Here is a 6061-nt window from a genome sequence, read left to right as displayed (position 1 = left end):
CTCCCACAGGGTTATGTGGTGCATGGAAGAACCGGGCGACCTTGATGGCCGCCCGGTTCGCTTGAGTTACAGGTGAGATTCGGCGTATTCGGCCAGGATCGAGCGCGGTACGCCCTGCAGGGTGATGTGGACGCCGTTGGGGAAGTCCTTGAAGCGTTCGGTCAGGTAGGTCAGCCCGGAGCTGGTCGCGGACAGGTAAGGGGTGTCGATCTGCGCCAGGTTACCCAGGCACACCACTTTGGAACCGGCGCCGGCACGGGTGATGATGGTTTTCATCTGGTGCGGGGTCAGGTTCTGGCATTCGTCGATCAGGATCAGGCTCTGCTGGAAGCTGCGACCCCGGATGTAGTTGAGGGATTTGAACTGCAACGGCACTTTGCTGAGGATGTAGTCGACGCTGCCATGGGTGCTTTCGTCATCCATGTGCAAGGCTTCGAGGTTGTCGGTAATGGCGCCCAGCCACGGCTCCATTTTTTCCGCTTCGGTGCCGGGCAGGAAGCCGATTTCCTGGTCGAGGCCCTGCACGCTGCGGGTGGCGATGATGCGCCGGTAGCGCTTGCTGACCATGGTCTGTTCGATGGCGGCGGCCAAGGCCAGGATGGTCTTGCCGGAACCGGCGGCGCCGGACAGGTTGACCAGGTGGATATCCGGATCGAGCAAGGCGAACAGCGCCAGGCTCTGGTAGATGTCGCGAGGCTTGAGGCCCCACGCCTCTTGGTGCAACAGCGGTTCCTGGTGCAGGTCGAGGATCAGCAATTTGTCGACCTGGATTTCCTTGATCCAGCCGACGAAGCCTTGTTCATCGATAATGAATTCGTTGATGTGCACCGCCGGCAGGTTGTCGATCAGCTGCACCTGGTGCCAGGTGCGCCCATGGTCCTGGCGGGTCTCGACCTTGCTCACGCGATCCCAGAAGGAGCCGGTCATGGTGTGGTAGCCGTTGGGCAACAGCGATACGTCGTCGACCAGTTGGTCAGTGCTGTAGTCTTCCGCCGCGATCCCGCAGGCGCGGGCCTTGAGGCGCATGTTGATGTCTTTGGTCACCAGCACCACGGCTTGTTCCTTGTTGCGCGCGTGCAGGTCGATCAGCTGGTTGATGATGATGTTGTCGTTCAGGTGTTCAGGCAGCACCAGGTTGGGTTCGGTGCGCTTGCTCATCAGGATCGAGAGCAGGCCCTTGGGGCCGCTCTTGCCGCGCTGGATCGGCACCCCCAGTTCAACGTCTTCGGGCGATGCATCGCCCAGGGTCTTGTCGATCAGGCGGATCGCTTGTCGGCATTCAGCCGCCACGCTGTGATGGCCGCTCTTGAGCTTGTCCAGCTCCTCGAGCACGGTCATCGGGATGGCAACGTGGTGTTCTTCGAAATTCAGCAGCGCGTTTGGATCGTGGATCAATACGTTGGTATCGAGTACATACAGGATTGGCTGGTTGGAGGAAGGGCTACGTCCGTGGTCATCCATACTCGGTCACCTTTGTGGGGGCCATTCGACGCAATACCGTGACAGTGCTGCGCCTCGAGGTAGCCACCGAATTCACCCGCGAGGATTTCGGGTGAACTGCACACAATCTGGGTCTTGGAAGACGCCACCTGTGTTGCAGGTTTCGGCGGTCTGACTTCTTGATACTCCAAAAACGATGACAGGAAAAAGCACTTTGACGCTTTTTTGAAGTTTATTTTTCAGAGTGACGAATAACCCTTGGCGTACTGCCCCAGCGCCGTTAAAGTCGGAAGTCCGGTCGCCCTGAATGCGCGACCCGATTCCCGCCCCGCCCAATGTTTACGGGACTTTCGCTCTTTTTCAGCGAAACGCGTCCTGGCACTCTTCCCAGCCGATCCCGCTTTGCGCCGTTTGCGTAACGAGCCAGGGCAGCGCCGTTTTCACCGCGTCCTGCTTGGCGTTGAAGTTGATGACCCCGTGGCGCCACAACAGCATCAGCGTCAGCGCGCGCTGAGCACTCTGCTCGGGCTTGAGGCGGTTGGTGCTGTCCTGGGGATCGATATCCCATAGCGCCACTTGCAGGCCCTGGTTCCTGAAGAATGCCTGGGCATCGCCTCGACGTTGGCCCTGTGGTGGACGGAACAGGGGCACGTAATTCTCCGGCAGCCTGCCCTTGACCAGGTCAACGCTGCGCCGTACCGAGTCCTGCCAGTCCTGCCAATGGCTGTGGGAGCGGAACTCCCAGCCCTGCACCCCGACGCATTGCCCAGCAAACAGAGTCTGGAGATCATTTGCCGAGCCGTCTGTCAGGCGCGCCTGGATGTCCTTGCCCAGCACAAAAAAAGTGCCGTTCATGTTCGACTTGCGCAGGTACTCGGACAGCCATGGCGTGTGGTCCGGCGCGACGTTGGCAGCGCTGTCGAAGGTCAGCAAGAACAGTCGGTCATTCATCTGCTCGCCGTTGCGCTCGTAATCGCCGAAACGCTCGACTTCGCTGCTGACCTGGGGAAACAGTGCAGCCTTGCGCAGCAGCTCGTCGCGGTATTGCGTATGAAAGATCCGGCTCGGCTCGGCCCACTTGATGTAATAGGAATTGTCGTCGAGCCGGAACCGGGCTGCTTCTTCGCGCAGGGTCGCCATGTCCTCGACCAGGTAGCAGAAGGAGGCATCCAGCGTGCAACTGCGCTGGGCGAAGTTGTAGCTCGAAAGCAGGCGCTGCCACAGCCGTGCGCGCAAGGCGTTCACCGCGACCATATTGACCGAGCGCAGCCCCAGGTATTGCTTGAGGGCAATCTCGTCCATGGCATCGGCATCCAGCAATACCCGGGCGAACATCAGGACCTCGGCCCGCGAAGCCACATCGAACAGCGTCGGGCTGCTGAGCTGTTCAGGCCAGGTGCTGCGGTCCAGGGTAGCGACATCGTTGGGCGCAGCGAAGGCGCTGAGGCTCAACAACCAGGCCGACAGTAAAAGGACGATACGCAAAAGGGATGCTCCATAACGAAACCCGCGCGGGATGATAGCTGATCCTGGCGCGGCACTGGCCTGTGACCGCATCCTTCTTGGCGAACCTGCTTTTGTGGCGAGGGCCTGTCTGCAATCAATCCGCCCACCACCCATCCCCTATCACCTCAATAGCTGGAGTCCACCCGGACAACCCCCTAGAATCGCCGCACCCTTAAAGGAGACGTTTGCATGCTGATGGTGATTTCCCCCGCCAAGACCCTCGATTACGAAACACCGCCGGCCACCGAGCGTTTTACCCAGCCGCAGTACCTGGATCACTCCCAGGAGCTGATTGAACAATTGCGCGAATTCTCGCCGGCGCAGATCAGCGAGTTGATGCACGTCTCCGACAAGATCGGCGGCCTCAATGCCGCGCGATTCGGCAGCTGGAACCCGGCGTTTACCCCGGCCAATGCGAAACAGGCGTTGCTGGCGTTCAAGGGCGATGTGTACACCGGCCTCGACGCACAAAGCCTCGGTGAGGCCGATTTCGACTACGCCCAACAGCACCTGCGCATGCTCTCAGGTCTCTACGGTCTCCTGCGTCCGCTGGACTTGATGCAACCTTATCGCCTGGAAATGGGCACGAAGCTGGCCAATGCCCGGGGCAAGGACCTTTATGCATTCTGGGGCACCCGCATCAGCGAATGGCTGAACGAAGCCTTGGCCGATCAGGGCGACGACGTACTGTTGAACCTGGCTTCCAATGAATATTTCTCGGCGGTCAAGCGCAGTGCACTGAAAGCCCGCGTCATCGATGCCGAGTTCAAGGATCTGAAGAACGGCCAATACAAGATCATCAGTTTCTACGCCAAGAAAGCCCGAGGCTTGATGAGCCGGTTTGTCATCGAGCAGCGCATCAACGATCCCGTGCAACTCAAACAGTTCGATGTGCAGGGCTATCGTTACAACCCCGAACAATCTTCCCCCGACAAGTTGGTCTTTTTGCGTGACCACGCCCCGCAATAACGCAACAGCTGTTTCGGGCCCCGATAAGGGGCCTCGATCATCCCGCTATATGTCATCCCACTTCCCCAGCGCACTTGACACTTTCTTGGCGCCAATAAAACAAACACCCCCCGCTCTAACTTTTCTTTCACTCGACAAATGTCAGATTTTTCCGTAGTGGCACGGAAATTTTTCATCAGTAGTGGCAAAAAACTATCTACCCCCGCCAACTCCCCGAAACTAAAGGGCAAAAGCGCGCGTGCTATCAATTTGAGAGCAGTGCCATCTAGGCAGATATTTCGAAAAATTTCGAAAATGGCGATGAGCGGATCGGAACTATGTGCAATTGCACGGCTCATACCACCCGTAACGATTCTCGCCGAGCGTGTACGAGATAACTTACGTGGCACGTCGTCCGAAGTAACCGAGTTGTCACGACAACTTAGTGAAACGGTCGTCTAATTGGATCCACCCTTAAAGGACGGGAGATAAAGCACCATTTGTATCCCCTACAAGGCCAAGGCTGCGCCCCTATAACGTGCTCACCCGAGCACACAAGCTTCTGATTTTGTGGGCTTTTTGCCAGAAATCGGAAAGTGAACGACCGTTGCACGAACGTCCCGCCAACGAGGACTGGCTGCATAACAGGGCAGGTCATAACAACTAGGCCGCTTTGCGCACAACTTGAGTGCATTTATTTAGACACTCGGAACTTAGTATGCCTGCACACGGCACTGTGGCGCCTGCATTCCACACTTCCGAGTGCACGATGACCGCTGAACACTTATTAACTCCGGCCATTTGATGGCGTGAAAACAGAGGTAAATGCGATGCGCATTAGCATATTTGGTTTGGGTTACGTCGGTGCAGTATGTGCCGGTTGCCTGTCTGCACGGGGCCATGATGTAGTTGGCGTAGATGTCGCCAAAGACAAGATCGATATGATCAACGCCGGTAAATCACCGATCGTTGAACCGGGCCTGGGCGAGCTATTGGCGCAAGGCATTCAAACAGGTCGCCTACGCGGTACTACCAACTTCGCCGAAGCTATTCGTGATACTGACCTGTCGATGATTTGCGTCGGTACACCGAGCAAAAAGAACGGCGACCTGGAACTGAACTACATCGAAGCCGTGTGCCGCGAGATCGGTTTTGTCCTGCGTGACAAGACCACCCGTCACACCATCGTGGTTCGCAGTACCGTACTGCCGGGCACCGTGGCCAATGTGGTCATCCCGATCCTCGAAGACTGCTCCGGCAAGAAAGCCGGTGTCGATTTCGGTGTCGCGGTCAACCCTGAGTTCCTGCGTGAAAGCACCGCGATCAAGGACTACGACCAGCCGCCAATGACCGTCATCGGCGAGTTCGACAAAGCCTCGGGCGACGTCCTGCAATCGCTGTACGAAGAACTCGACGCACCGGTCATCCGCAAGGACATCGCTGTCGCCGAGATGATCAAGTACACCTGCAACGTCTGGCACGCCACCAAGGTGACCTTTGCCAACGAGATCGGCAACATTGCCAAGGCCGTCGGCGTCGATGGTCGTGAAGTAATGGACGTAGTCTGCCAGGACAAGGTCCTGAACCTGTCCCAGTACTACATGCGTCCAGGCTTCGCTTTCGGCGGCTCGTGCCTGCCAAAAGACGTGCGCGCCCTGACCTACCGTGCAGGCTCGCTGGACGTGGAAGCGCCGCTGCTCAACTCGCTGATGCGCAGCAACGAATCCCAGGTGCAGAACGCCTTCGACATCGTCTCCAGCCACGACAAGCGCAAAGTCGCCCTGCTGGGCCTGAGCTTCAAGGCCGGCACCGACGACCTGCGTGAAAGCCCACTGGTGGAACTGGCGGAAATGCTGATCGGCAAGGGTTTCGACCTGAAGATCTACGACAGCAACGTCGAATACGCACGTGTCCACGGTGCGAACAAGGATTACATCGAGTCGAAGATTCCTCACGTCTCGTCCTTGCTCAATTCCGACTTCGACGCGGTGATCGACAACTCCGACATCATCATCCTCGGTAACCGCGACGAGAAATTCCGTGCGCTGACCGAGAACGTACCGGAAGGCAAGCAGGTCATCGACCTGGTTGGCTTCATGTCCAAGGCCACCTCCCCGAGTGGCCGGACCGAAGGCATCTGCTGGTAAGTCTGTTAGCCGGCCGGGGC

Annotated in this window: 4 protein-coding genes; 2 read left to right on the top strand and 2 right to left on the bottom strand. The window is 58.0% G+C overall.

Annotated features, from left to right (window positions below):
* Positions 1-66: 66 nt before the first annotated feature.
* Together ACE04F_RS10890 and ACE04F_RS10885 are read right to left on the bottom strand one after the other, a co-directional pair.
* Entirely contained in the window at positions 67-1461 is a 1395-nt protein-coding gene (locus ACE04F_RS10890; RefSeq protein ID WP_305496599.1) for a PhoH family protein, read from the bottom strand.
* 339 nt (positions 1462-1800) lie between these two features.
* A complete protein-coding gene (locus tag ACE04F_RS10885) occupies positions 1801-2925 on the bottom strand; it encodes a polysaccharide deacetylase family protein (protein ID WP_486106578.1) in 1125 nt (374 codons plus the stop codon).
* A gap of 210 nt (positions 2926-3135) precedes the next feature.
* Between ACE04F_RS10885 and yaaA the strand changes: the two genes are divergently transcribed.
* Positions 3136-3915 (top strand): peroxide stress protein YaaA, encoded by a 780-nt coding sequence (yaaA, locus tag ACE04F_RS10880; protein WP_486106576.1) that lies wholly within the window; start codon positions 3136-3138, stop codon positions 3913-3915.
* A gap of 809 nt (positions 3916-4724) precedes the next feature.
* Entirely contained in the window at positions 4725-6041 is a 1317-nt protein-coding gene (locus ACE04F_RS10875) for a nucleotide sugar dehydrogenase (protein WP_305496603.1), read from the top strand.
* Positions 6042-6061 lie beyond the last annotated feature (20 nt).

This window comes from Pseudomonas sp. AGC41 (assembly GCF_057334555.1).
This window is presented reverse-complemented; position numbering and strand designations above follow the sequence as displayed.

Bases quoted from the DNA above. Each gene is read 5' to 3' on its own strand.
- yaaA (WP_486106576.1), top strand. From the start codon at position 3,136: ATGCTGATGGTGATTTCCCCCGCCAAGACCCTCGATTACGAAACACCG.
- ACE04F_RS10875 (WP_305496603.1), top strand. From the start codon at position 4,725: ATGCGCATTAGCATATTTGGTTTGGGTTACGTCGGTGCAGTATGTGCC.
- ACE04F_RS10890 (WP_305496599.1), bottom strand. From the start codon at position 1,461: ATGGATGACCACGGACGTAGCCCTTCCTCCAACCAGCCAATCCTGTAT.